This is a genomic window from Variovorax paradoxus (genome assembly GCF_902712855.1).
GTDB classification, from domain to species: Bacteria; Pseudomonadota; Gammaproteobacteria; order Burkholderiales; family Burkholderiaceae_C; genus Variovorax; species Variovorax paradoxus_Q.
The window spans coordinates 236,096-260,323 of the sequence record NZ_LR743508.1 but is presented as its reverse complement, the minus strand read 5'-3'; the positions used below and the strand labels follow the sequence as shown (position 1 = coordinate 260,323).

The 24,228-nt window shown below is 68.2% G+C and carries 23 protein-coding genes; 6 read left to right on the top strand and 17 right to left on the bottom strand.

Annotated features, from left to right (window positions below; all coding sequences use genetic code 11):
• Positions 1-3: 3 nt before the first annotated feature.
• Positions 4-678, bottom strand: a complete 675-nt coding sequence (locus tag AACL56_RS27670; RefSeq protein WP_339093187.1) for a GntR family transcriptional regulator — start codon at positions 676-678, stop codon at positions 4-6.
• A gap of 92 nt (positions 679-770) precedes the next feature.
• On the opposite strand from AACL56_RS27670, the gene uraH reads away from it, so the two are divergent.
• Positions 771-1,121 (top strand): hydroxyisourate hydrolase, encoded by a 351-nt coding sequence (gene uraH / locus AACL56_RS27665; RefSeq protein WP_339093186.1) that lies wholly within the window; start codon positions 771-773, stop codon positions 1,119-1,121.
• A 4-nt stretch (positions 1,122-1,125) separates the two neighbouring features.
• On the opposite strand, the gene AACL56_RS27660 is transcribed toward uraH, so the two are convergent.
• Entirely contained in the window at positions 1,126-1,635 is a 510-nt protein-coding gene (locus AACL56_RS27660; RefSeq protein ID WP_339093185.1) for a hypothetical protein, read from the bottom strand.
• A gap of 125 nt (positions 1,636-1,760) precedes the next feature.
• On the opposite strand from AACL56_RS27660, the gene xdhC reads away from it, so the two are divergent.
• The 3 genes from xdhC to AACL56_RS27645 all read left to right on the top strand — a co-directional run bounded on the left by xdhC (position 1,761) and on the right by AACL56_RS27645 (position 5,453).
• A complete protein-coding gene (gene xdhC, locus AACL56_RS27655; protein WP_339093184.1) occupies positions 1,761-2,570 on the top strand; it encodes a xanthine dehydrogenase accessory protein XdhC in 810 nt (269 codons plus the stop codon).
• Positions 2,571-2,784: 214 nt separating this feature from the next.
• The gene (locus AACL56_RS27650) at positions 2,785-3,993 is read left to right on the top strand and encodes a urate hydroxylase PuuD (protein WP_339093183.1); all 1,209 of its coding nucleotides are present in this window, start codon (positions 2,785-2,787) and stop codon (positions 3,991-3,993) included.
• A gap of 119 nt (positions 3,994-4,112) precedes the next feature.
• A complete protein-coding gene (locus AACL56_RS27645) occupies positions 4,113-5,453 on the top strand; it encodes a glycerate kinase type-2 family protein (protein ID WP_339093182.1) in 1,341 nt (446 codons plus the stop codon).
• A gap of 45 nt (positions 5,454-5,498) precedes the next feature.
• Here the strand turns inward: AACL56_RS27645 and AACL56_RS27640 are convergent, their stop codons facing one another.
• Positions 5,499-6,086, bottom strand: coding sequence for a phospholipid scramblase-related protein (locus tag AACL56_RS27640; RefSeq protein WP_339093181.1), 588 nt, complete (start codon positions 6,084-6,086; stop codon positions 5,499-5,501).
• Between the two features lie 246 nt (positions 6,087-6,332).
• Here AACL56_RS27640 and AACL56_RS27635 point away from each other — a divergent pair, with 246 nt between their 5' ends.
• Positions 6,333-7,775 (top strand): NAD-dependent succinate-semialdehyde dehydrogenase, encoded by a 1,443-nt coding sequence (locus AACL56_RS27635; protein WP_339093180.1) that lies wholly within the window; start codon positions 6,333-6,335, stop codon positions 7,773-7,775.
• 14 nt (positions 7,776-7,789) lie between these two features.
• Here AACL56_RS27635 and AACL56_RS27630 read toward each other — a convergent pair whose 3' ends face one another.
• From AACL56_RS27630 to AACL56_RS27610, 5 genes are all read right to left on the bottom strand, one after another.
• The gene (locus tag AACL56_RS27630; protein WP_339093179.1) at positions 7,790-8,506 is read right to left on the bottom strand and encodes an MgtC/SapB family protein; all 717 of its coding nucleotides are present in this window, start codon (positions 8,504-8,506) and stop codon (positions 7,790-7,792) included.
• An 83-nt stretch (positions 8,507-8,589) separates the two neighbouring features.
• The gene (mgtA, locus tag AACL56_RS27625) at positions 8,590-11,355 is read right to left on the bottom strand and encodes a magnesium-translocating P-type ATPase (protein WP_339093178.1); all 2,766 of its coding nucleotides are present in this window, start codon (positions 11,353-11,355) and stop codon (positions 8,590-8,592) included.
• Positions 11,356-11,572: 217 nt separating this feature from the next.
• Positions 11,573-11,770, bottom strand: a complete 198-nt coding sequence (locus AACL56_RS27620) for a hypothetical protein (protein ID WP_339093177.1) — start codon at positions 11,768-11,770, stop codon at positions 11,573-11,575.
• Between the two features lie 393 nt (positions 11,771-12,163).
• Positions 12,164-12,544, bottom strand: coding sequence for a hypothetical protein (locus AACL56_RS27615; protein WP_339093176.1), 381 nt, complete (start codon positions 12,542-12,544; stop codon positions 12,164-12,166).
• Positions 12,545-12,567: 23 nt separating this feature from the next.
• Complete coding sequence (locus AACL56_RS27610; RefSeq protein WP_339093175.1) at positions 12,568-12,768, bottom strand: hypothetical protein; 201 nt, start codon at positions 12,766-12,768, stop codon at positions 12,568-12,570.
• 206 nt (positions 12,769-12,974) lie between these two features.
• On the opposite strand from AACL56_RS27610, the gene AACL56_RS27605 reads away from it, so the two are divergent.
• On the top strand, positions 12,975-13,445 hold the full coding sequence (locus tag AACL56_RS27605; RefSeq protein ID WP_339093174.1) for a low molecular weight protein-tyrosine-phosphatase: 471 nt from the start codon (positions 12,975-12,977) through the stop codon (positions 13,443-13,445).
• 4 nt (positions 13,446-13,449) lie between these two features.
• On the opposite strand, the gene AACL56_RS27600 is transcribed toward AACL56_RS27605, so the two are convergent.
• From AACL56_RS27600 to AACL56_RS27560, 9 genes are all read right to left on the bottom strand, one after another.
• Positions 13,450-13,878, bottom strand: coding sequence for an acyl-CoA thioesterase (locus tag AACL56_RS27600; protein WP_093129325.1), 429 nt, complete (start codon positions 13,876-13,878; stop codon positions 13,450-13,452).
• Positions 13,878-15,179, bottom strand: coding sequence for a TRAP transporter large permease (locus AACL56_RS27595; RefSeq protein ID WP_339093173.1), 1,302 nt, complete (start codon positions 15,177-15,179; stop codon positions 13,878-13,880). Before AACL56_RS27595 ends, AACL56_RS27600 begins: the two co-directional genes overlap by 1 nt.
• 61 nt (positions 15,180-15,240) lie before the next feature.
• Entirely contained in the window at positions 15,241-15,765 is a 525-nt protein-coding gene (locus AACL56_RS27590) for a TRAP transporter small permease (RefSeq protein WP_339093172.1), read from the bottom strand.
• A gap of 122 nt (positions 15,766-15,887) precedes the next feature.
• On the bottom strand, positions 15,888-16,937 hold the full coding sequence (locus AACL56_RS27585) for a TRAP transporter substrate-binding protein (protein WP_339093171.1): 1,050 nt from the start codon (positions 16,935-16,937) through the stop codon (positions 15,888-15,890).
• A gap of 39 nt (positions 16,938-16,976) precedes the next feature.
• Entirely contained in the window at positions 16,977-18,218 is a 1,242-nt protein-coding gene (locus AACL56_RS27580; protein ID WP_339093169.1) for an alpha-hydroxy acid oxidase, read from the bottom strand.
• A gap of 15 nt (positions 18,219-18,233) precedes the next feature.
• Positions 18,234-19,847 (bottom strand): indolepyruvate oxidoreductase subunit beta family protein, encoded by a 1,614-nt coding sequence (locus AACL56_RS27575; protein WP_339093168.1) that lies wholly within the window; start codon positions 19,845-19,847, stop codon positions 18,234-18,236.
• A 148-nt stretch (positions 19,848-19,995) separates the two neighbouring features.
• Positions 19,996-22,155 carry an indolepyruvate ferredoxin oxidoreductase subunit alpha gene (locus AACL56_RS27570; protein WP_339093167.1) on the bottom strand — a complete coding sequence of 720 codons (2,160 nt, stop codon included), beginning with the start codon at positions 22,153-22,155 and terminating at the stop codon, positions 19,996-19,998.
• 91 nt (positions 22,156-22,246) lie between these two features.
• Positions 22,247-22,903, bottom strand: a complete 657-nt coding sequence (locus AACL56_RS27565) for a c-type cytochrome (RefSeq protein ID WP_339093166.1) — start codon at positions 22,901-22,903, stop codon at positions 22,247-22,249.
• Positions 22,900-24,114 carry a PQQ-dependent sugar dehydrogenase gene (locus AACL56_RS27560; RefSeq protein WP_339093165.1) on the bottom strand — a complete coding sequence of 405 codons (1,215 nt, stop codon included), beginning with the start codon at positions 24,112-24,114 and terminating at the stop codon, positions 22,900-22,902. The genes AACL56_RS27565 and AACL56_RS27560 overlap by 4 nt, the downstream gene beginning before the upstream one ends.
• Positions 24,115-24,228: the final 114 nt, after the last annotated feature.

Below are 24,228 nucleotides of genomic sequence, written 5' to 3'. Positions count from 1 at the left end.
GGCTCATGCCAGCGCGAGCGAGATGTCGTTGGTCGGGACCTTGCGGTCGAACGTGAGGTTGGCCTCGACGTGCTCGAGGTGCTCGGTCATGAGGCGCACGGCGCGCTCCTCGTCGCGCGCGGCCAGCGCCTTCACGATGTCGGCGTGCTCGTCGTTGGAATGCTCGGCCGCGCTGGTGCTCTGGTACATGAGCGTGATGAGCGCGCAGCGAGAGATGAGCTCGCCCAGTATCTGCGCCAGCACCGCATTGCCCATGAGCTCGGCCATGCGCACGTGGAAGTCGCCGAGCAGCTCGGTGCGCCCGGAGACGTCCTCGCCCGACACGGCGGATTTCTCGAGCGCCACGTGCTCCTTCAGCGCCTTGATCTTCGCGGGCGTGACGGTGCGCACGAACTCGCGCGTCATCTCGGCCTCGAGCATGCGGCGCACCTTGAACACCTGCTTGGCCTCGTCGACCGCGGGTGCCGCAACGAAGGCGCCGCGCGCCGGTTCCAGGCGGATGAGCTTGTTCTGCGACAACTGGAACAGGGCCTGCCGCACCAGCGTGCGCGACACGCCGAAGTGGTCGGCCAGCTTCTGCTCGGCCAGCTTGGTGCCGGGTTGAAGCCGGTGCTCGACGATGGCCTTGGTGAGGGCATCGACGATCGAACGGGTGGTGGAGGACTCCATGTTTTTCATGATAGACCCAAAGGCGTGAACTGTATACACTTTTGTCCACCGGAATATCCCGCACCCCCGATCCGAGCTTTCGGACTTTCAAGGAGCGCCCCATGGGCCTGAGCACTCACGTACTGGACACGATGCATGGCAGCCCTGCCGCGGGCATGGAGGTGGCGCTGTACACCACCGACGGCGAGGCCGCGACGCTGGTGAAGCGCTTCACGCTGAATTCGGACGGCCGCAGCGACGGGCCGCTCTACGACAACAACTCGCTGAAGGCCGGCACCTACCGCCTGGTGTTCGACGTGGCCGGTTATTTCAAGGCCCGCGGCGTGACGCTGCCGGAGCCGAACTTCCTGAACCGGGTGTCGCTGGACTTCGGCGTGGCGCACACCGACCAGCACTACCACGTGCCCCTGCTCGTGAGCCCGTGGAGCTACTCGACCTATCGCGGCTCCTGATATGTCAGTCGCCCTGCTGCTGACCTTCGGTCAGCGTATCGAGCTGGAAGCGCCCGCTCTTGTCCCACAGCCAGGTGTCGGTCCAGGTGACCGCGCCCAGGCGGGTGGCGGCCGGGAAGGGCGCCGCCTGCAACACGGCGCGCTCGATCTCGGCAATGACTTCGGGGGCGTGCTGGGGCGCGCGCAGCCAGTGCATCGAGACCACCTTGCCGCCCGCGTCGAGGTTCACCTGCAGCGTGCCGACTGCGTAAAGGATCGGCGGCAGTTGTCCGCCGTAGATGCGCGCGCGGTTGATCTCGTAGATGTGGCGCGCTGCGTCGCGGCGGTAGTCGCGCGGCGTGGCAGCGCTGGAAGCCCTTGGCACGCGGCCCGATGCGCCGCCGCTCGGCGCGGACGCGCTGCTCAGCTGCCCGGGTACGGCGCCGGGGCCGGTGCTGCCGCAGCCGGCGAGCCACAGGGCGGAAAGAACGGAGGCGGTCAGGGCAAGGCGGCGGGGCGTAAGCTGGCGATTCATCATCGCCGGGTTTATACCGTGAGTCATCGCGAGCCGGGCAACCGAAGGTATCGACAACCGGGCGCCGTGCCGGCCGGCCCAAGGCAGGCCAGCACCGTGGCGCCAGGCGCGGAGCCGATTCGTCCATGAGCGGCGCAGTCGACCAATTGCTGGCGCGTCTTCGTCATGAAGACGGCGTGCTGGTGCGCGTCGAATCGACTCAGGGCTCGGCGCCGCGCGAGGCCGGCACGTGGATGGCGGTGTGGGCCGACGGCCTCACCGCCACTATCGGCGGCGGGCAGCTCGAGTTCCAGGCCACGAAGGAGGCGCGCGACCTGCTTGCCGGCACGCGCGCACCGTTCGACGGCATCCAGCGCTACCCGCTCGGCCCCAGCCTGGGGCAATGCTGCGGCGGCGTGATGTTCCTGTCGTACGAGCGCATCGCGGCGGCCGATGCACCGAGATTGCAGCGCGAGCTGGTCGCGCAGTTGAAGCCGGTGGCGCTGTTCGGCGGCGGCCATGTGGGTGCTGCGCTGGCACGCCTGCTGGCCGCGCTGCCGTTCGCCGTGCGCTGGATCGACAGCCGCGACGGCGTCTTCCCCGACGCGCTGCCCGCGCAGATCGACACCGAGCATTCCGAGCCCGTGCAGGACGCCGTGGCCGCGCTCGCACCCGGCAGCCGCGTGCTCATCATGAGCTTCAGCCATGCCGAAGACCTCGACATCGTCATTGCCTGCCTCAGGCGCCTGCGCGAGCGGAACGACCTGCCTTACATCGGGCTGATCGGCAGCAAGACCAAGTGGGCCACCTTCAGCCACAGGCTCGAGGCGCGCGGCTTCATGGCCGGCGAACTGGCGCGCATCACCTGCCCGATCGGCGTGCCCGGCATCACCGGGAAAGAACCCGAGGTGATCGCCGTGGCCGTGGCGGCACAGTTGTTGCAATCGCTGGGTTGAACAGGGTTTTCCCGGCGATGCCGCCGCAAAAAATCGTCCCGCTTTTCACTAAAACTGTATACACTTTCGGTCCACAACCAGCCGCAGCGGAGCGAGGCCCACTTCACGGAGCCTGCGTTCGCGGCACTTTCTCTGCTTACAGTGCCCGCGGTGGTGAGCAGGCTGAAACCCCTCCTTGGTGCCCCACGCGCCAATGGGGTTGAGAGAGAAGTACATGGAAAGCTACTACCTCGACTGGGCCAACCTGCTGCTGCGCTGGGTCCACGTCATCACCGCCATCGCCTGGATCGGCGCCTCGTTCTACTTCGTGATGCTGGACAACAGCCTCGAGAAGCCGCAAGACGCCGAATCGCTCGACAAGGGCGTGGGCGGCGAGCAGTGGGCCGTGCACGGCGGCGGCTTCTACAACATGCAGAAGTACGCGCTGGCGCCCAAGAAGCTGCCGGACCACCTGCACTGGTCGTACTGGGAAAGCTACAGCACCTGGATCACCGGGTTTTCGCTGTTCACCATGTCGTACCTCTGGAACGCGAGCACCTACCTCATCGACAAGTCGAAGATGGACTGGCAGCCCGGCGCCGCCATCGCCGTGGCGCTGGCCTTCTTCGTGGTGTTCTGGATGGTGTACGACGGCATCTGCCAGATCTTCGGCCGACGCAAGAACGGCGACACCATCGTCGGCGTGCTGATCGCGCTGTTCATCGTGTTCGCGACCTGGCTGGCCTGCCAGTGGTTCGCGGGCCGCGCAGCGTTCCTGCTGGTGGGCGCCATGATGGCCACCACCATGAGCGGCAATGTGTTCTTCTGGATCATTCCCGGCCAGCGCAAGAACGTGCAGGCACTGCGCGAAGGCCGTCCGGTCGACCCGGTGCACGGCCAGCGCGGCAAGCAGCGCAGCGTGCACAACACCTACTTCACGCTGCCGGTGCTGTTCGCGATGCTGAGCAACCACTACAGCTTCACGTACACGCACAAGTACAACTGGATCGTGCTGCTGCTGATCATGCTCGGCGGCGCGGCCATCCGGCAGTTCTTCGTGGTGCGCCACCGCTTCAAGCTGGGCAACGCTGGAAACCCGCTGCCCTATGCGCTGGTCGGCATCGTGGTGCTGGGCCTGACCATCGTCTGGATGAAGCCCGAGCCGGCCGCCGCGCCCGCGGTGGCCGCTGCCGCGGCACCTGCCGTGCCCTTCGCCGACGTGCAGAAGGTGCTGGAGCAACGCTGCTACATGTGCCACGGCACGGCCATGCAGATGAAGAACGTGCGCGTCGACTCGCCCGAGCAGGTGGCTGCACATGCGCAGGCGATCTACCAGCAGGTGGTCGTCACGAAGATCATGCCGATGAACAACGCGACCGGCATCACCGACGAAGAGCGCGCGCTCATCGGCCGGTGGTTTCAGGCCGGCGCCAAGACGAACTGAGCACCGGGGCTCGCCCCGCGCCGGGCGGCCGCCGGCTCCTGCAGCGGGAGATGCCGGCCGCCCGGCGAAACCGGTCCGCGGTATTCCTCGCACAATTGACTTCGGAGACAAACCAAGCAATGACCGCATCACCCCCCGCCCTCGGCCCCGTGCCCGATCCGCGCGAAGCACCGCGCGCCTTCCTCGAACATCTCTACCGCGTGGCGGTGGACCGCGCGCTGCCGCTGTCCACGCTGGGCGCCCATCTGCCCAAACCGCCCAAGGGCCGCACGCTGGTGCTGGGGGCCGGCAAGGCGGGCGGCTCGATGGTGCAGGCGCTCGAGGCCCTGTGGCCAGCGGACGCGCCGCTGTCGGGGCTCGTCGTCACGCGCTACGACCACATTCCGCCGCGTCCCGAAGGCGTTCCGCAGCGCATCGAGATCGTCGAGGCCGCGCACCCCGTGCCCGATGCGGCAGGTCAACAGGCGGCGGAGCGCATCCTGGCGCTCGCGCAGGGCCTCACGGCCGACGACCTGGTGCTGTGCCTGATCTCGGGCGGCGGCTCGTCGCTGCTGGTACTGCCTGCCGATGGGCTCACGCTGGCCGACAAGCAGCGCATCAACAAGCAGCTGCTCGAAAGCGGGGCCGGCATCGGCGAGATGAACTGCGTGCGCAAGCACCTGTCGCGCATCAAGGGTGGCCGCCTGGCGGCGGCCTGCGCTCCGGCCCGCGTGGTCACGCTGACGATCAGCGACGTGCCCGGCGACGACCCGGCCGTCATTGCCAGCGGCCCGACCGTGCCCGACGCCACGACCTGCGCCGACGCGCTCGCCATCCTCGACCGCTACGGCATCGACGTGCCGGCGCCGGTGCGCGCCCGGCTCGAAAGCGGCGAGCTCGAGACCCCCAAGCCCGGCGACGCGGTGTTCGAGGGCCACGAGACGCACCTGATCGCCACGCCCCAGCAGTCGCTGGAGGCCGCCGCCCAGGCGGCGCGCGACGCGGGCATCGCGGTGCACATCCTCAGCGACGAGATCGAAGGCGAATCGCGCGAGGTCGGCAAGGTGCATGCCGCGCTGGCGCGTGGCGCGGCGCATCGCGGCCAGCCTTTCGCGCGGCCCTGCGTGATCCTTTCCGGCGGCGAGACCACGGTCACGATCCGTCCGCGCCAGCCGGGCCAGGCCAAGGGACGGGGCGGTCGCGCCGGCGAGTTCTGCATGGGGCTGGCGGGCGCGCTCATGAGCCAGCCGGAGGTCTGGGCCCTGGCCGCCGACACCGATGGCATCGACGGCGTCGAAGACAACGCGGGCGCCTTCGTCACGCCCGACACGCTGGCGCGCGCCACGGCGGCCGGCCGCAAGCTGTCGGACCATCTCGACCGCAACGACGCCTACGGCTACTTCGACGCCATCGGCGACCTGTTCGTGACGGGGCCGACGAACACCAACGTCAACGACTTCCGCGCACTGCTGGTGCTGTAGGGCCTGCGCCGGTGGAAACGGCGGCGGCCCATCGCCGCCGCACAGTCACTCCTTGAGGACCATGTCGATGCACATCACCGCCGCCACGATCAGCAGGCGGCGTGCATCGCTGGCCGGTACGCCAGGGTCGATCGACAGCATGTAGTTGTCGGCCGTGGTGAACAACTCCTTGCCCAGGCCGGCCCATTTCTTGGATACGGCCGCCAGCTCGGTGCTGTTCTGCACGAAGCGGAAATCCCAGCTGGTCCACTTGCCCTTGAGCGTGCACGCCAGGCGCTCCTGCGCGTCGAGCACGTCGAACTTGCCGCCGATCGAGAAGAGCTTCTGCTTGAAGTAGCCGACCACCCGGTCGTTGCCGTCGAGCACTTCGACCTTCGACAGGAAGATGGACACGCCGCGCTTCACAGACAGCACTTTCTGCCCTTCGGGCGTCGACACCACCACGTCGAACGGCGTGAAGCGCTTGTAGTCGGTGAAGCGCAGCAGCTTGCTGAAGAAGCCGAGGTTCGGCTCCCGGCATTCCAGGATCTTCTGTTGCGAATGCGGTTCGAAGATGTCGTAATTGTTGGCCGCCTTGAAGATGCCCACGTGTTCTTTCACGAAGAACAGGTTGTTGCTGAGCGCTGCGTGCATGGATTTCCCTCGGTCCTCTGTTGGTGTTGGTTTGGCGGGGATTATGTTCGGCGCGCATGACCTTCCCGCGTGCCCGAACCGTGCCCGTAACCGGCAGCCGGCGGGGTTTGCGAACTCGGGTTAACCTATGCCCCCGGCGGCCGGTGCCGCCTTGACCGCCGTTGTCGCCAGCGCACCCCCGGGTGCCGCAGCCGTACACCCAGATTCCCCTTTTCATCCCCCCAGTCTCGAAGGAAAAAGTTCGCCATGACCGCCACCTACACCGACACCCGCCTGCTGATCGACAACGAATGGGTCGAAGCCACCGGCGGCAAGACGCTGGACGTCCTGAACCCCGCCACCGGCAAGGCCATCGGCAAGGTGGCGCATGCCAGCATCGCCGACCTCGACCGCGCCCTGGCCGCCGCCCAGCGCGGCTTCGACACCTGGCGCAATACCCCCGCCAACGAGCGTGCCGCCGTCATGCGCCACGCCGCCGGCCTGATCCGCGAACGCGCCGGCGATATCGCCAAGCTGCTGACGCAGGAACAGGGCAAGCCGCTGGTCGAAGCCAAGGGCGAGACCCTGGCCGCCGCAGATATCATCGAATGGTTCGCCGACGAAGGCCGCCGCGTCTATGGCCGCATCGTGCCGTCGCGCAACCTGGCCGCGCAGCAGCTCGTGCTGAAGGAGCCGCTGGGCCCCGTCGCCGCGTTCACGCCGTGGAACTTCCCGATCAACCAGATCGTGCGCAAGCTCGGCGCCGCACTGGCCACCGGCTGCTCGTTCCTGGTGAAGGCGCCTGAAGAAACCCCCGCATCGCCCGCCGCGCTGCTGCAGGCCTTCGTCGACGCCGGCATCCCGCCCGGCACCGTGGGCCTGGTGTTCGGCAACCCCGCCGAAATCTCCAACTACCTGATCGCCCACCCGATCATCCGCAAGGTCACCTTCACCGGTTCGACCCCGGTGGGCAAGCAGCTTGCCGCGCTGGCCGGCCAGCACATGAAGCGCGTGACCATGGAACTCGGCGGCCATGCCCCCGTGATCGTGGCCGAGGACGCCGATGTTGCGCTGGCCGTCAAGGCCGCCGGTGCGGCCAAGTTCCGCAATGCGGGCCAGGTCTGCATCTCGCCGACCCGCTTCCTGGTCCACAACAGCCTGCGCGAGGAATTCGCCCGCTCGCTGGTGAAGTACACCGAAGGCCTGAAGCTGGGCGACGGCCTGGCCGAAGGCACGACCATCGGCCCGCTGGCCAATGCCCGCCGCCTGACGGCGATGGCGCACGTGCTGGAAGATGCGCGCAAGAAGGGCGCCACCGTGGCCGCAGGCGGCGATCGCGTGGGCGACACCGGCAACTTCTTCGCCCCGACCGTGCTGACCGATGTGCCGCTGGACGCCGACGTGTTCAACAACGAGCCCTTCGGCCCCATCGCCGCCATCCGCGGTTTCGACAAGCTCGAGGAAGCCATCGCCGAAGCCAACCGCCTGCCGTTCGGCCTGGCCGGCTATGCGTTCACCAAGTCGATCAAGAACGCGCACCTGCTGAGCCAGAAGCTCGAACTGGGCATGCTCTGGATCAACCAGCCCGCCACGCCGTCGCCGGAAATGCCTTTCGGCGGCGTGAAGGATTCGGGCTACGGCTCCGAAGGCGGCCCGGAAGCCCTCGAGGCCTACCTGAACACCAAGGCAGTGTCGATCCTGGGCGTTTGAGTTCCTTCGCTCGTTCACTCCTCGGCGGCAGCATTCCAGAAGGCCTGCTGCACGCCGTCGAGCGATTCGAGTTCCTCGATGACGCGGTCGAGCTCCTCGGGCTCGACCGCCGTTGCATAGAGCGTCGCACCGATTTCGGTGTCGGCCGGTCCGAACGGATGCTGGTCGACATCGCGCACCGGGTAGTTCGCGGCCTCGAGCAACAGCAGCAGTTGGTCCATCACCTCGGGCCGCGCCGCGCGTGAACAGATCACGCGCACCACGTAGGTCGCTTCGCTCGCCCCTTCGCTGATCGGCTGCCGGTTGATGCGGTTCACCACCGGCCGCAGCAGCGTGTTGCTGGCCAGCACGAACAGCGCTGCAATCACCGCCTCTCCCAGCAGGTCCGCGCCCGCACAGGCGCCCACCGCGGCCGACCCCCACAACGTGGCTGCCGTGTTCAGCCCCGTGACGTTGGCGCCTTCCTTCATGATCGCGCCCGCGCCCAGGAAGCCGATACCCGACACCACATAGGCCACCACGCGCACCGCGCCGCCGCTGCCGTCGAGCCGGTTGGCCATGTCGACGAACACCGCCGCGCCCACCGCCACCAGCGTGTTGGTGCGCAGGCCCGCCGTGCGCTGCCTGACCTGTCGTTCCAGGCCGATCAGCGAGCCGAGGATGAAGGCGGCCGCCACGCTGATGAAAGTGTCGAGCAGCGACAGCAGGTGAATGTTCTGGATGGATTGCATCGAATCTTCACTCCTCATTCATGCCATGGTGGTGCCCAGTCTGTGTGGCCTGGGTGTCATCCTCGTGTCATGAGCCGCGGCAATCACTGCCACCCATACCGCCGCGCATACCACCCCTTCACCGCCTGCGTGAGCAACGCATAGCCGGCGAGCATCGCCACCAGCCACGGGAAGTACATCAGCGGCAGCGCCTGCAGCTTGAAGTAGTGCGCCAGCGGCCCCATCGGAAGCCAGATGCCCACTGCCGCAATGGCGCCGCCCATGATCAGCAGCGGCCAGGCCGCGCGGCTTTGCAGGAACGGGATCTTGCGCGTGCGGATGAGGTGCACGATCAAGGTCTGCGACAGCAGGCCTTCGACGAACCAGCCCGACTGGAACAGCGTCTGGTGCTCCACAGAGTTGGCCGCGAACACGAACCACATCACCGTGAACGTGAGGATGTCGAACACCGAGCTCAGCGGCCCGAAGAACACCATGAAGCGGGCCAGATCCGCCGGGTTCCAGCGCTGCGGGCTCTTCAGGAACTCGTCGTCCACGTTGTCGAACGGGATCGCGATCTGCGACACGTCGTACAGCAGGTTCTGCACCAGCAGGTGCAGCGGAAGCATCGGCAGGAACGGCAGGAACGCGCTGGCCACCAGCACCGAGAACACATTGCCGAAGTTGGAACTGGCCGTGAGCTTGATGTACTTGAGCATGTTCGCGAAGGTGCGTCGACCCTGAACGACGCCCTGCTCCAGCACCATCAGGCTCTTCTCGAGCAGGATGATGTCGGCCGACTCCTTGGCCACGTCCACTGCGCCGTCCACCGAGATGCCGATGTCCGCCGCGCGCAGCGCCGGCGCGTCGTTGATGCCGTCGCCCATGAAGCCCACCACGTGGCCGTTGGCGTGCAGCGCCTGCACGATGCGCTCCTTGTGCGCGGGGGTCAGCTTGGCGAAGACCTGGTGCTCTTCCACCACGCGCCGCAGTTCGGCGTCGTCCATGCCCTCGACATCGCGCCCGAGCACCATGCGGCCAGCCTCCAGACCCACGTCCGCGCACACCTTGCGCGTGACCAGTTCGTTGTCGCCCGTCAGCACCTTCACCGCCACGCCGTGCTCGGCCAGCGCGCGCAGCGCGGGCGCGGTCGATTCCTTCGGCGGATCGAGGAACGCCACGTAGCCCAGCAGCGTGAGGCCCGATTCGTCCGCCACGCCGTATGCCGGTTTCTGCGCTTCGGTCTTCAGCGCACGGCTCGCCACGGCCACCACGCGCAGGCCCAGCGCATTGAGTTCCGACGCCACGCGATGGATGCGCGCCAGCACCTCGGTGTCGAGTGCGAGCACCTCGGCGCCGCGCTCGACCGCGGTGCACACCGACAGGATCTCCTCGAGCGCGCCCTTGCAGATCAGCAGGTGTTCGCTGCCGCCGTTGGCCACCACCACCGACATGCGGCGGCGCGAGAAGTCGAAGGGCACTTCGTCGATCTTGCGGTAGGCCGTCTGCAGCCGCGTCTCGAGCTGCATCTCGGCGTGGCTCAGCACCGCCTTGTCGAGCAGGTTCTTCAGGCCGGTCTGGTGGAAGCTGTTGAGGTATGCGAACTGCAGCACATGGTCGGAGTCCTCGCCCCAGGCGTTGGTGTGGCGCTCGAGCACGATGCGGTCCTGCGTCAGCGTGCCGGTCTTGTCGGTGCACAGCACGTCCATCGCGCCGAAGTTGTGGATGGCCTCCAGCCGCTTCACGATCACCTTCTGGCGCGACATCACCACCGCGCCCTTGGCCAGCGTGGCCGTCACGATCATCGGCAACATCTCGGGCGTGAGGCCGACCGCGATCGACAGCGCGAACAGCGCCGCTTCCCACCAGTCGCCCTTGGCCACGCCGTTGATCACCAGCACCAGCGGCGCCATCACCAGCATGAAGCGGATCAGCACCCAGCTCACGCGGTTGATGCCCGCCTGGAACGCGCTGGTGCCGCGGTCGGTGGCTGTCACGCGCTGCGCCAGCGCCCCGAAGAAGGTTCGGTCGCCCGTGTGCACGACGAGCGCGGTGGCCGTGCCGCTGATCACGTTGGTGCCCATGAAGAGCAGGTTCTCGCGCTCGAGCACGCCCGCGTCGTGCTCGCCGCGGTCGGTCACGAACTTCTCGACCGGCATGGCCTCGCCCGTCAGCGCGGACTGGCTGATGAACAGATCCTTCGCGGTGAGCAGGCGGCAGTCGGCCGGGATCATGTCGCCCGCCGACAGCGCGATCACGTCGCCCGGCACCAGGTCGCGCATCGGCACCTCGACGCGCACCGTGCCGGTGTGCGCGGTGTCGAAGCCTTCGTCGCCGGCGGCGCCGGCCTTCTGGCCGGGCGCGGGCCGCAGCACCGTCGAGGTGTTGCTCACCATCGCCTTGAGCCGGTCGGCCGCCTTGTTGGAGCGCGACTCCTGCAGGAAGCGCAGCACCGTCGACAGCACCACCATGCTGCCGATCACCAGCGTGGCCTTCATGTCCTCGGTCACGTACGAGACCAGTGCCAGCACCGTCAGCAGCAGGTTGAAGGGGTTGCGGTAGCACTGCCACAGGTGCTGCCACCAGGGCAGCGGCTGCTCGTGGCGCACCTCGTTGCTGCCGAGACGCTTGCGCAGCACCTGGGCGTGGCCCTCGCTCAGGCCGCGCGGCGAGCTGTCGAGCCTGACGAGCATCTCGCCGGCATCGGTGCGCGACGCAGCGGCCAATGCCTTCGCGATGTCCGCCGGCATGCTGGCCGAGCCGGCGGCGATGGGCTTCGAGCCCAGCAGTGTCTGCCATCGCTCGAAGTGATGCAGCATGTGGCGGCTGCGCAGGAAGCCTTCGAAGAAAGACTTGAGGGCGTTTTTCATGGGGTTCTCCTTCGGGGCGGCCGCCGCCCGCCCAGGGAGAACCACCGGGCCTCAACAGGCCGGGCTCAACCCTTTGCGAAGCGCGGCGGCGGGCCGCGGTGTTGCTGCAATCGATCCAGACGAAGGGGGCGCGCTACGGCGCCAACAAGAGGCGGGGTCCATGGTGTGCTCCTGGTCGATCGAAGGTTCAGGCGGAACGAGCGGCGCCGGGCGCGGCTCAGCGGCGGGGCGTGCAGCTTGGCTGCAGCACGAGGAAGCTGCGGATGCGGCGCGTGGTCCACAGCGCGGCGGCCTGGTCGAGCGCGGCATCGACGGCCGGCACGGCCTGCGCCGCCGCAGCGGCCGGAACGGGCGCGTGCGTGGACGGACGAACACGCGGTTCGTGCGGCTGACGACGAAGATGAAAGTGACGCATGACAAGGCTCCTTCGCGTTGAAGGGCCTCGCGCACGGACACGCCAGGCTGACTGAAAAAGCCAGCGACGAGAACGATGTGAATCGGGAGGAGGGGAGCCGCTTGCCTTGAGGGCAAAGGCTCGCGCTGTGTGCACACCGGCACGCAGCGCGGGGAAGCCTGCGCTAGAGAGCCGGGTGTGTCACGCCTGCCGAGGCACGCGTCTTGTCACTGATCCAACTGGCACTGTCCACGCACGAGGCTCCGAAATGAAGATTGCCGATTGTTGCACCGCCGCATGAAATGCGTCAACCCTTGGATTGCGCTTCCACGCTGGCAGTGGGGAGGTTATCGCCTCGTTGTTGCGATTGCGGTGCGACATGACGTTGCAACGCCACACGCGCAAAGCAGCGGCTCAGCGCTGGGGACGGACCGGCGGCACCAGCTCTTCGCGCAGCGCCTTCCTCTGTGCCAGCACGTCCGACAGGTTGGCGTGGAAGACCTCCACGTCGGGCATGCGAAAGCCGATCCACCCCAATCCCGGGTGCCGCATGTTCAGGATCAGGCTGCCGTCAGCTTGCATCGTCCATTGCCAGCCGGGGCCGTCGACCTGCGGCGGTTCCTTCACGAGCATCGGGAGCTTCTCCGCGATTGCAGGCTCCATCGTCCGGCGCGTCTCGGCCAGCACGCGGATGAGACGGTCGAAGGCTTCGGCCGGTGGTATCTCGCGGAAGGTCGACCAGCTCGCGCGATCGATCCCGTCCGCGTGGGTCAGTTCTGCGGTCATCAGCTTCATGCGCGGCTCCTCAACAGGCTGCGTCATTTCGACGTGGGCGGGCTGCCGTTGTCCTGCAGGGGCGTCGCGGCGCCCGTGGCAGGCACATTGCCCGGGCCCTTTGCCGGCTCGCGCAGACCATAGACCAGGAGCACCACCACCACGCAGACGGCGATGAAGGCCAGCAGGCCGGCCATCAGCTGTCGGGCGAAGGCGCTTCGCTTCTGTTCCTGTCGGGTATCCATGGGTTCCTCCTTGATCCAGGCGGCCGATCCAACCTGCGCGGCGCTCGTGTTGTCACGTCTGCAGCAGCAGCGAGCCCGGTGCATCGACAATGTCGGGCCGCCCGGCCATCGCGTATGAGCCTTTGCCGACTCTTCATGACGGACTTTCGCCTACCCGCCCGACGCGGCGCCGGTGCGTCGTCGATGCAACCAGATCGTTGAAAAAGATGAAAAGAACGTCCGTCTTGTTCGTGTGCACCGGCAATATTTGCAGGTCACCGACAGCCCACACCCTGCTCATGCACAAGGCCCGGGCGGCAGGCTTCGACCTCGAGGTCGACAGCGCCGCGATCTCCAACGAAGAGCGCGGCAACCCGCCGGATCGGCGATCCGTGGCAGAGGCCAGGCGGCGCGGTATCGAGATGCACGCCCACGCCGCGCGGCAGATCCGCAAGGCCGACTTCGCGCATTTCGACCTGGTCATCGGCATGACGGCCCAGCATTGCGCCGCACTGCGCAGGCTCGCGCCCGAAGGCGCGGCCGACAGGATTCACCTCTTCACCGAATTTGCCGACGGGATCGAGGGCGATGTGCCCGACCCGTGGTACGGCGGCGAGCAGGACTTCATCGAAGTCTTCGACCTCATCGACCACGGTGTCGATGGCCTGCTCGCGAAGCTGCAGGCCGACGCACGCTGAAGGCCTACTCGCAGAGCGCGCGGATCGACGGCGGAATCTGCACCGCGCGGATGCCGCCGCCCTCGCGCTTCGCGCCGAAGATGCGCACCTCCTCGCACTCGAGGATCAGGTCGTCGCCCCGCGTCACGCGATAGGTCTGCACGAAGCTCTTCTCGCGCCACTCGGTGATGCGCACCGCGATCTGCAGCGTATCGCCGTAGCTCGCGGCCTTCACGAAGCGCGTGTGCGTGTCGACCAGCGGCGTGCCGATCACGCCCAGCGTCTCGGTGGTCTCTTCCCAGCGCGGCACGCCGCATTCCGCGAAGAAGTGCCGCGAGGCCGCATCGATCCAGCGGAAGAAGTTGGGAAACCAGACAATGCCGGCGGGGTCGCAGTCGCCGAACTCGACGCGCGCGGTGTAGACGACTTCCTTGATGGCGGTGGTGTTGCTCATCAGCCCATTCTCGTCGGCAGCCACAGGGCGATGACGGGGAACGCGATCAATATCACCAGCCGGACGATGTCGGTCGCGATGAACGGCAGCACGCCCTTGAAGATGGTGGTGAAGCTCACGTCCTTCACCACGCTCTTGATGACGAACACGTTCATGCCCACCGGTGGATGGATCAGCCCCAGTTCCACCGTCATCACGATGATCACGCCGAACCAGATGGGATCGAACCCGAGGTGCACGATCACCGGGTAGATGATGGGCACGGTGAGGATGATCATGGCCATCGCATCCATCAGGCAGCCCAGCACCAGGTACATGACCATGATGAGCGCGAGCACGCCGTAGCGACCGATGCCCAGCCCGGTGAGGAACTCGGTGAGCTTCTGCGGGCTTTGCGTGATGGTGAGGAAGTAGCCGAACAGCAGCGCGCCGATGAGCACCGTGAACACCGCCGCCGCCGTGCGCGTGGCAGACAGCAGCGCTTCGCGGATCTTCGGGCCATCGAGCTTGCGCCGCACCAGCCCCAGGATGAACGCGCCGCTCGCGCCCACGCCGCCCGCTTCCGTCGGCGTGAAGAAGCCGCCATAGAGCCCGCCGATGACGAACACGAACAGCACCAGCGGCGCCCACACGTTCTTCAGGTCCTTGAAGCGTTCAGACCAGGGCTTGACCTCGCCGCCGGGCAGCCAGTCGGGTCTGAGCTTGACGATGATCGCGATGGTCAGCACGTACATGGCCATCGCGAGAATGCCCGGCACGATGCCGGCCATGAAGAGCTTGCCGATGTCCTGCTGCGTGAGGATGGCGTACACCGCGAGCACGGTCGACGGCGGCAATATCGCACCCAGCGTGCCGCCTGCGGCGATCACGCCGGTCGAGAACGACTGCGGGTAGTTGAAGCGCCGCATCTCCGGGTAGGCCACCGCGGAGAAGGTCGCGGCCGTGGCCACCGACGAGCCGCAGATGGCAGCGAAGCCGCCGCAGGCCACCACGGTGGCCACGCCGAGGCCGCCGCGCAGGTGGCCGATCATCGAGTTCGCGGCCTTGAAGAGCTCGCGGCTCACGCCCGATACCGACACCAGCGCGCCCATCAGCATGAACATCGGGATCACGCCGAAGGTGTAGTCGGTCACGGTGCGCATCGAGGTCTGGCCCACCAGCTTCAGCGCCGGGCCGGGCCCGACGAGGTAGCTGTAGCCCACCACGCCCACCAGCCCCATCGCCATGCCGACCGGCACGCGAAGGAGCATCAATACGAATAGGGCGACGAAGCCCAAAACTGCCACTGCATCGGGTGTCATCGAAATACCTCCGTGCTTCGCACTGCGGTGCGAGCTTGCTTGGGGCGGCCCAGCGCGGCGCTCATTCGTCGGCCTTCTGTTCTGCGTGAACTTCTTCGAGTTGTTCGGGGTGGAAGATGAGGCGGTACGTGCGGATCGCGATGAGCAGCACGGCGCACACGTCGCCGGCCCAGGCCACGGCGTAGAACGGCCAGGTGGGAATGTTCAGGTCGTAGGTCTGCACGTTGTCCACGTAGGTGCCGCGCACCTTGTCGAACAGCATGGCCGTCTGCACGGCGACCACGAACAGCAGCACCAGCGTGGCGAACACGTCGATCACGCGCTTCATGCGCGGGCCCGCCGCGGTCCACACGAGGTCGACCGTGATGTGCCCGCCGCGGTAGCTGGTGGCCGCGATGCCCCAGAAGATCAGGATGCCCAGCAGCATGCGGCCGAAGTCGTACGCGTCGGGAATCGAGGTGTCGAAGAACTTGCGCAGCACCACGGCCACGAAGATGTTGAGCGCGACGATCCCCACGAAGATGGCGGCGAGCCATTCAATCGTATTGATCGCGCGGTCCATGAGATTGGCTGAGCGTCGAGCCATGGGTCTACGTTCTTTCTTTCAATGGGCCGCTGCGCACGGCCGCCCGAAGCGGCCGGCCCGCCCCCTGGGCAGGGGGGAAGGAGAAGCGACACGAAGTGCGCGCGGCCTGGGGCTGGCAACAGTCAGAGTGCGGACTTGTATTTGGCGAGGCTGGCCTTGAGCGCATCCATCACCGCCTTCGGGTCTTCGCCGACCTTCTTCACGCTCTCTGCCCACTGCGCTTCCGACGGCGCAGCCGCCTTGCGCCAAGCATCGAGCTGCTCCGGCGTGAGCTTGTAGATCTCGTGGCCGCCCAGCGCGGCCATCTTGGCGTGGCCCGCGAACTCGAAGTCGGCCCATGGCCCGGCCACCTTCTGTGCCCACTCGCTGGTGCAGTGGTCGTCGATCACCTTCTTCTGCGCGGTCGACATGGCGTCGTACTTGCTCTTGTTCATGACCCACACGAAGGGCGTGACGTACAGCGGCGCATCCATGTGGTACTTCACCACCTTGTCGATGCCGAACAGGCCGATGGAGCCCCACGGGAAGGTGATGGCATCGGCCACGCCGCGCTCGAGCATGTCGCGCGACTCGGGCGCCGAGGCCTGCACGTTGGTGCCGCCGAGCGAAGTGATGAGCTGGCCCACGGTGCTGGTGGCCGGCCGCACCTTCATGCCCTTGACGTCGCCGGGCACGGTGATCTTCTTGCGCGAGTGGAAGGTGCCGGGGTCGTGCACGAACGCGAAGCAGTACTTCACGTCCTTCATCTCCTTGGCCGCGTAGTTGCGGTACCAGGCGTCGATGGCGGCCGAGCCTTCTTTGCCGTTGGCGAACAGGAAGGGCAGCGACGCACCCGCCATCACCGGGAAGCGGCCCGGCTGGTAGCCGGGGTTCACGTACGAGAAGTCGGCGATGCCGTCGCGTGCCATGTCGTAGTGGTCGAAGGCCTTGCCGAGCTGCTCGGAGGGAAACAGGATGGCGGTGATGGTGCCGCCCGATTCCTTCTTGATGTCGTCGGCCCACGCCTGCAGCGCAGGGTTCAGCGGATGCTGCGCGGGCACCCAGCTAGACAGCTTGAGCTGCACGGGTTTGTCCTGCGCCTGCACGGCGGTGGTGCCGAGTGCGAGCGCGGCGCTGGTTGCTGCGAGCGCGAGGGCCAGCGCGGCCGGTTGGGTGTGGCGGGTGGTTTTCATGGTCTCCTTCGTTGTGTCTTCTTGAACTGGTTGCGCAATCTAGGCAGTCGCGTGCGTGGGGTAAATGGAGGCTTTCCCGTGCGTGTTTTCCTTGAGCTGCGACGCTTCCTGACCGTGTTCGACGGGCGAACGGATTTCGGGCCGGTCCACATGGCGCGGGCCGAGTTCGCGCGGGTGCCTGGCGCCCAGCAGCGTCATCGTGCGTTCGGTTTCCTGCGCGAGCAGCTGCAGCACCGCCAGCGCGCCTTGTTCGCCGCCGCAGGCCAGGCCATAGAGGGGCGCGCGGCCGACCAGCGCGGCATGCGCGCCGAGCGCCAGCGCCTTCACGACGTCGCTGCCGCGCCGCACGCCGCCGTCCACCAGCACCGGCATGCGGCCGTTCACCGCCTCGACGATCGCGGGCAGCGCGGCAATGCTGGCCGGTGCCGCGTCGAGCTGGCGGCCGCCATGGTTGGACACCACGATCGCGTCGGCGCCGCAGCGCACCGCGCGCTTCGCGTCCTCCGCGCCCAGCAGGCCCTTGATGAGCAACGGGCCGTCCCACAGCCGGCGCAGCCAGCCGATGCTGTCCCACGTGAGCGTACGGTCCATGGTGCGCGAGAGCAGCGCCGCCTGCGCCTGCGCGGAGACCGGAGGCTCGTCGTCGCCGGGCATCAGGTTGGCGAACGACGGCATGCCGCTGCTCGCCAGCCGCCACAGCCAGGCGGGGTGGCTTGCCATGTCGAGCACGGTGCCGGGCGTGAGCCGCATCGGTACGCGGAAGCCGTGCCGCAGGTCGCGCTCGCGCAGGCCGCTGACGGGCACGTCCACCGTGAGCACCAGCGCCTCGAAGCCGGCGGCGCGCGCGCGGCGCACGATGCGCTCGGCGATGGTGCGTTCGCCCATCACGTAGAGCTGCATCCACAGTTGCGCATCGGGCGCGGCGGCGCGCACGTGCTCGATGCGCGTGTTCGATGCGGTCGACAGGATGAAGGGCACGCGCGCGGCCTGTGCCGCGGCGGCCAGCAAGGCATCGGCACGCGGGCGTACCAGGCCGGCGAGCCCGATCGGGGCGATGGCGAAGGGCGCGTTCCAGCGGCGCCCGAAAAGCTCGATGCCGGTGTCGACCACGCTGGTGTCGCGCAGGCATTCCGGCACGAGCGGCAATGCCTCGAGCGCATCGCGGTTGCGCCGCAGGCAGCGCTCGTCCTCCGCGCCGCCGTCGACATAGTCGAACACCAGCCGCGGCAGCAGGCGCCGCGCGCGGCGCCGGTGGTCTTCGACGTTGAGCAGGAGTGCCATGGCGGTGCTCGCTGCTCAGGCGCCGCCGGTGGGCTTGCGCTTCATCCAGCGGATGGGCTGGGCCTTGACGGGGCGTGCCGGCGCGCCGTGCGCGAGCAGCGCGGCGTCGAGCGCACGGCCGGCATCGTCGGCCAGCGCCGCCGTGCGCGCGGCGGCCACGGCCTGCGCGCGCACGGCTGGCGGCACACCGGCCTGCGTTGCCAGGTGGTCGGTCACGTGCAGCAGGTTCTCCTTGCCGCGCTCGTTGGTGCTGCCGTAGCCCTTGATGAGCCGCCCGCACAGCGCCAGCTCGTGGCCCAGCGCCCATGCCTCGCGCGCGCCGGCCTCCACCGCGGCGAGCCAGCGTCCGATCAGCGCCTGCTCCTCGGCGAACCGGCTGCCACGGCGCCGCAGCCAGCGCAGCGAAGACAGCAGCCGCAGCGCGGCCATGCCCATGACCGAATGGCTGCCCACCTTCAGCGGCAGCGCCCAGGGCGCGCGGCCACGGGCCTGCCGCTTGCGGTCCCAGGCCGTCACGCGGTGCGCGAGCGAGGGCGGCAGCAGGGCCGCGAACTCGGCGGCGCCGGGCTTGAAGTGGTCGTAGACCTTCACGATGTCTTCCTCGCCGGCGCGCACTTCCTGCCGCACGCGCTGCCCGCGGCTCGCGCGGCCCTTCAGCGCCGCCACGCGCACGATGTCGTCGAAGGCCATCCACAGCGCGAGCCAGCGCGCGGCCTCGCGGGTGATGGCGAACCCCTGCACGCCGGCCGGGTCGGCGGCGCGCTCGGCGTCGAGCACGCGGCCCAGGCGATCGGCGTACAGCACGGCATACGCAGCGTCCTGATAGTCGAGCACGCGCGCGTGGCCGAGTGCGAGCATATCGTGCACCGCGGGCGGAAAGCGCTGCGAGAGGTCGGCGGGCAGCGCTGCGGCGGCCGGTGCGTCGCGGTCGTCGCCCGCCAGCACGCTGCTGACGAAAGCGGCCTGCGCACGCGGCGCGCTCACCGCGTCGAACGCGGCGGCAAAGCCGCGCAGGCTGGCCGCAGCCATCTTGCCCAGCTTCTCCGGCGCGCTGGTGTTGCCGCCGCGCACCACGTGTTCATAGGCCTCGCGGGGAAACGGGAGCAACCCGCTGCCGGCGATGGCGCCCAGCATCACCGCGCTGACCACCGTGCCGCTGTCGCGCGCGATGGCGTTCATGTCGAACACATGGTGCTCGCGGCTGAACGCCTTCACCACGTCGAGCAGGCGCTGGGAATCGGCGCGGCCGTCGCCGGGCTCCATGCGTTCCGCCGTGGTGAAGATGCGCGCCGACGAGCTGATGACCAGCGTGCGCTGTGGGGCGCTCATGCCGTTGCCGATCTGGCGCGTGGTCTCCAGCAGCTCGGACGACACGATCGCGTCGAGAGCACCCGGCACCGGGCTCAGGCTGAACACCGGCCGGCGCGCGCCGAGCTGCGCGAGCGGCACCGGGAACACCTCGAGGTAGTAGGTGGTCGCGCCCGTGCGCTGCGCCACGCCGGGAATCGACGTGCTCTGCGCGGCGTAGCCGGCATGGCGCGCGATGTCGACCAGCCATTCGGTCAGCACGCCGCCGCCTTCGCCGCCGAGGGCGCAGACGAGGAGGGTGAGGGGGCGGGTGTGGTCCATGGTCGGTTTCATTGGCATTGGCTCCCTCTCCCCACGGGGAGAGGATTGGGGTGAAGGCCGGCGGCGGCAAGGGAGGCGGTGCGCGTGCGAATGCCCATGCCCGCGCCCCCACCCCCTTCCCACGCGGAGAGGGAACAGGACAGCGCGCTCATGTCGGCTGCAGCGCCCGCACCACCGCGCCCCTCATGCCATGCAGCAGCCGCTCGTGCCACTTCGGGTTCTGCACCACTTCGGCGCGGTAGAAGCTCGGGCACAGCGTGGCGGCATGCGCGTTGGCGCCGCACAGGCCGCAGCCCACGCAGCCATCGATCACCGTGGCCACCGGGTCCACCTTGAGCGGATCGGGGTTGTCCTTGAGCGTGAGCGTGGGACAGCCCGACAGGCGGATGCAGGCGTGGTCGCCGTTGCACACGTCCTCGTCCACGCCGTACTTCACGCGCACCACGCGCTCGCCCTTCTTCAGCAGGCTGGCGAGCCACGGCTTGATGCGGCGCTGGCGCTCCAGCTGGCATTCGCCTTCTGCGATCACCACCTTCAGGCCGTTGAAGTCGCTGGTGAGCGCTTCGGTCAACGTCCTGCGCATGCGCTCCACGTCGTAGGTGGTCACGGTGCGCATCCATTGAACGCCCAGGCCCTTGAGCGTGGCCTCGATGGTCTGGTTCTTGTCGACCAGGCTCTGCTGCTTGTCGACTGCGCGCTCCTTGATCTCGTCGTCGGGCGTCGAGATGATGTCCTGCGTGCCGGTGGCCGAGGTGTAGCCGTTCTTGAAGATCAGCAGCACCGCGTCGTCGCCGTTGAACAGCGCGCTCTGCACGCCCGTGAGCAGCCCGTTGTGCCAGAAGCCGCCGTCGCCCATGATCGACAGCGTGCGCCGGTTCATCATGGGCGCCACGCCCGCGCGGCTCGCGAGGCTCATGCCGTAGCCGAGGATCGAGTGGCCCATCGAGAACGGCTCGAAGGTGCCGAAGGCATGGCAGCCGATGTCGGCCGCGACGTGCACCGGCCCGGTTTCCTGCTGCGCGAGCTTGAGCGCCGAGAACACCGGCCGCTCGGGACAGCCGATGCAGAAGCTCGGCGGCCGGTTGGGCAGCGGCCCGCTCAGCTGGTGCGCCACCGCTTCGCGGCGCTCGCGGTTGCCGGCCAGCCAGGCCTGCGCCGAAGCGGCGGCATCGCCCGTCGCGAGGTACTTCGCGGCAAAGGCCGCGATGCCGCCGGCCAGCACTTCCACGCCGTATTCGCCCGCCGACGGCAGCATGTCCTTGCCGTGCAGCGGCGTCTGGATGTCGCGGCGGCGCAGCAGCGTGGCCATGTCCTGCTCGATGTACTCGGGCTGGCCTTCTTCCACCACCAGCACCGCGCGCCTGCCGATGCAGAAATCGGCAATCTGGTCCGGCACCAGCGGGCAGGTCACGTTGAGCACCAGGATCGGGATGTCCGTCTCGCCGAAGGCATCGGCCAGGCCGTGCTGCTGCAGGCTGCGCACCAGCGCGTTGTACAGGCCGCCCTGCACCACGATGCCCAGGTCGGCGTGGCGCTGGCCCGGCATCAGCTCGTTGAGGCCGCGCTCGACGATATGGCGCCGCGCCGCCGGAATGCGCTGCTCGCCCTTGAGCTTCTCGTGGCGGAAGGTGACGGGCGGGTGCGCGAGGCGCATGTAGTCGAAGCCGGCCGGCTCGTTCATCAGCGCGCGCGTCGACACGGCCGGCGCCACGTTGTCCTTGCATTCGAAGCTGCCGCGCACGTGGCAGGTGCGGATGCGCAGTTCCATCAGGCAGGGCATGTTCGAGGCCTCCGAGAGGCGGAAGCCTTCCTCCACCATGCGCACCATCACGCCCAGGTCGGGCCGGGGGTCGAGCAGGCACATGCTCGACTTCAGCGCATAGGCGTGCGTGCGTTCCTGGATCACGCTGGCGCCTTCGCCGTAGTCCTCGCCCACCACCACCAGCACGCCGCCGGTCACGCCCGGCGACGAAAGGTTCGACAGCGCATCGGCCGCCACGTTGGTGCCGACGATCGACTTCCACGTCACCGCGCCCCGCAGCGGGTAGTGGATGGACGCGCCGAGCATCGCCGCGGCCGAGGCCTCGTTGGAGCAGGCTTCGACGTGCACGCCAAGTTCGTCCATGTAGGCCTTGCCCTGGACCATCACGTCGAGCAGGTGCGACACCGGCGCGCCCTGGTAGCCGCCGACATAGGCCACGCCCGACTGCAGCAGGCCCTTGGTGATCGCGAGGATGCCCTCGCCGTGGAAGGTGTCGCCGGCGCCGAGGCGCAGCATTTCCACTTCCTTGCTGAATGAAACTTCCAAGAGATTCGGCTCCGGTGTATGTGGGGATGGGTGAAGTGCGCTGCGCCTGCTGCCATCGGGCACGGGCGTCGGCTCAGGCCTGCGCTCTCTGCTATCTGGGTGCCGCCTTCGCGGCGCCGCCGGGGAAGCGCGCCACGTAGTACGCGAGGGTGTCGAGGTCTTCGGGCGGCATGCGGCCCACCGCCTCGGTCATCGCCTGCGTGTAGCCGGGGCGCTTGCCGGTGCGGAAGCCCTGCAGCGTGAGCTGCAGGTAGTCCTCGTGCTGCTGCGCGATGCGCGGCACCTGCTGGCCGCCGGCCAGGTCCGCGCCGTGGCACAGCACGCAGCGGTTCTCCTGGGCGAGCGCCTGGCCGCGTGCCATGCGGGCCGCGTCGGGCGCCGTGGCGGCGGGCGGCGCGGGCACCGGCGCCAGCGTTCCGATGAAATCGGAGAAGCCGCGCAGGTCTTCGTCCTTCATTCCTTTTGCGATGGTCGACATCGCCGGGTTGTCGCGCCGGCCTTCGCGGAACAGGAACAGCTGCGTGATCGCGTAGAACGAATGCTGCCCCGCGAGCACCGGCGTGCCCGCCATGTCGCTGCGGCCGTTGGCGCCGTGGCAGGACGCGCACAGCTCGGCATAGCGTTGCGCATAGACGCTGCCCTTGGCGGCCGGCGCGGTCTTCGTGCCCTGGGCGCCGGCCGAACACGCCGCTGCCATGACGATCGCCGCCAGCGCACACCGCACCACGATGAGATGCGCGCCCTTCATCGGCCGCCGTAGCTGATGCGGTAGATCGCGCCGGCGTGATCGTCGCTCACGAGCATCGAGCCGTCCTTGAGCACGAGGAAGTCCACCGGCCGGCCGAGGTAGTTGTTGTTCTCGACGAAGCCCGTCATGAAGGGTTCGACTTTCGCGCCGCCCTTGCCGTCGGGCCAGGCCACCGCGATGTCCGCGTACTTGACGGTGCGGTTCCAAGGGCCGTGGCGTGCGATGAACATCGCGCCGCGGTACTTCGCCGGGAACATCGTTCCCTTGTAGAAGGTGAGCCCCAGTGCGGCGGCGTGCGGACCCAGCAGGGCGGCGGGCTTCACGTAGTCGTTGCAGCTCTTGCCCCAGCCGAACTCGGAGTCGGCGATGTTGCCCTGGTGGCAGTACGGGTAGCCGAAATGCTGGTCGGGCCTGGTCACCACGTTCAGCTCGTCGTTCGGCAGGTCCTCGCTGAGCCAGTCGCGGCCGTTGTCGGTGAACCAGAGGTTGCCGGTCTTGGGGTCGAAGTCGAAGCCCACCGTGTTGCGCACGCCGCGCGCCACGGTCTCGATGCCGCTGCCGTCGGGGTTCATGCGGAAGATGCGCGCATGCGCGTCGTCGGGCTCGCACAGGTTGCAGGGCGCGCCGACCGCGTAGTAGAGCTTGCCGCCATGCATGCGCAGGTAGCGCCAGCTGTGGTCCTGGCCGCCGGGCAGCTTGTCGTTGAGCACCACCGGCGCGCCGGGGTTGTCGAGCTTGTCCTCGATGCCGTCGTAGCGAACGATCTGCTTGTGGGTCGCCAGGTAGAGCGCGCCCTTGTCGAACTCGATGCCGGTGGCGAACTCGGTCTTGTCGATCACCGTCTTCGGCTTGCGGTCGCCTTTCTCGGGGATCGCGTAGACCTTGTTGCCCACGAAGAGCGTGCTCACGAACACCGTGCCCTTGGCACCCTGGCGCAGCTCGCGCGCGTCGAGCACGCCCGAGGCCCAGGTCTCGACCTTGAATCCGGGCGGCAGCTTGAACTTGGCCGTCGGCAGCTGGTCGGCCGCGGTGGCGATGGGGAACGACGGCACCGGCGCCATGCGCGTGGCGGCCTCGCTCTTGGGCCGGCCCTTGGCCCAGCCCGGCTCCTCGGCCGGGGGCTGCTGCGCCCATGCGGTGACGGTGGCGCAAAGCAGGGCGGCGAACGCCGCATGCGCGCGGAAAGGACGAAGTGCACGAAGCATGGCCATGTCTTGTCTCCTTCTTGTCGTGGGGGTGCGCTTGCAGCGCCCGGCAGGCAGGCTTGCCGCCGGCCGCCCGCCAGTGTGCGTGGCACCGCCCGCGCGCTCAATAAAATAATCGAG